This is a genomic window from Vibrio sp. 10N.222.54.E6, from assembly GCF_041473955.1.
Classification (GTDB): domain Bacteria; phylum Pseudomonadota; class Gammaproteobacteria; order Enterobacterales; family Vibrionaceae; genus Vibrio; species Vibrio tasmaniensis_A.
The window spans coordinates 1-1,657 of the sequence record NZ_JBFRTD010000059.1 but is presented as its reverse complement, the minus strand read 5'-3'; the positions used below and the strand labels follow the sequence as shown (position 1 = coordinate 1,657).

Here is a 1,657-nt window from a genome sequence, read left to right as displayed (position 1 = left end):
CTATCTACTACTTACGATCTGTCCCCCGATTTACTCACTGATCAACAGATTAGTGCGTATTTACGTACGCTCACCACAGAGCGGAGCTTAAGTAGTAGTACTTGTGCTCAAGCTTTGAATGCCATCTTGTTCTTTTATCGTGCCGTTTTGAATAGAGAATTTGAAGAGCGACTGGTTCCCCCGATTGAACGCGCCAGTAAAATACCGGAGCTGCTTAATCGCGAGGAAGTAAGAAGTATCATTAGTCATTGTCGAAGTCTTAAATATCAGACCGCACTTGAAATGTGTTATGGATGTGGCCTACGTGTCAGTGAGGTCGTAGGCTTGTACGTGAAAGACATTGATGGTACGGCGAAACGACTGCACATTCATTGTGGTAAAGGTAAAAAAGATCGCTTTGTTCCACTGGGTGATAGCCAACTGAATCATCTTCGAAATTACTGGTGTCATTATCATCCCACCGTAGTGCTGTTTCCCAGCCTAGAGCCCGAAAAGCCATTGGGTATTAGCTCTCTGCAGAAATGCTTCAAAGCAGCAAAAGTAGAGGCAAACGTCAGAAAATTAGGAGGAATACACGCCTTGAGGCACGCTTATGCGACTCATCAGCTTGAATCGGGCATGCCTTTGAATGTTCTTCAGCGTTACCTCGGACATTCGAATATCAAAACGACATTGAGGTACACCCATTGGATAGGTCATCACAACGAAAGCTCGGACGGAAGTAAGTTCGACTTAGTTGCTCAACTATGGGAGGAGAGCGAATGAACGCATTATCTCCTTACCAAGCCGTATTAACACAAGGCTTAGAAGAGCTTGATAAAAGCAAAGTCACACCGAGACAGTGGCAAGTGCTTAACCATTTAAGAGACTGCCGAACAGAGCGTATGGGCAGCTACGACTGGCGTTGTCAGCAATGTGGTCATGAAACGCGTTGGTACTGCTCTTGTCGAGACCGTCATTGCCCCAATTGCCAAGAGCAGATGAGACAGCAATGGCTAACAAAGCGAAGCCAAGATATTTTACCTGTGGCCTACCATCATATGGTTTTTACCTTACCTCACGAGTTCAATGCTCTGGTTAAAGCGCATCCTAAGGTGGTTTATCAATGCTTGTTTCATTCAGTGTGGGCAACATTATGCGCGTTTGCTAATGAGCGGCATCACCTTGTCGGTCAACTTGGAGCATTAATGGTTCTTCACACTTGGGGAAGAAATCTGAGTCAACATACTCATATTCATTGCCTACTACCGAGTGGGGTGCTTACAAAAGATCGGCAATGGCAACCGACAAGAAAAGAGAGTTACCTGCTTCCGGTTAAAGCCTTATCCGTTCGCTTTAAGAAAGAGATGTTATGTCGAGTAAGCGAGTTGATAGCAACGCACAGTAATTTATTAGAGGAAGCCGCTAGTAAGAGATGGGTTGTGTACAGTAAACCTGTACTCCACGAGCCTACAGCGGTAGTGGGTTATCTATCTCGGTATTGCAATCGTATCGGGTTAAATCCCAACCAATTAAGTTATAACGTGGATGGCCGTATCACGATGAGTTACAAAGACTATCGAACCAATGGGACGCAAAGAATGTGTTGTAATGCGGGCGAGTTACTTCGACGCTTACTTTTACATGTGTTGCCTAAAGGGCTAATGCGAATACGCTA

Annotated in this window: 2 protein-coding genes; both read left to right on the top strand. The window is 45.0% G+C overall.

The window, feature by feature from the left end; all coding sequences use genetic code 11:
• On the top strand, nucleotides 1-765 hold a 765-nt coding region (locus AB4513_RS24120; protein WP_136975503.1), incomplete at its 5' end, for a tyrosine-type recombinase/integrase.
• Nucleotides 762-1,657 (top strand): transposase (locus AB4513_RS24115; RefSeq protein ID WP_102258480.1); only part of this gene is annotated, 896 nt, incomplete at its 3' end. The genes AB4513_RS24120 and AB4513_RS24115, both read left to right, overlap by 4 nt.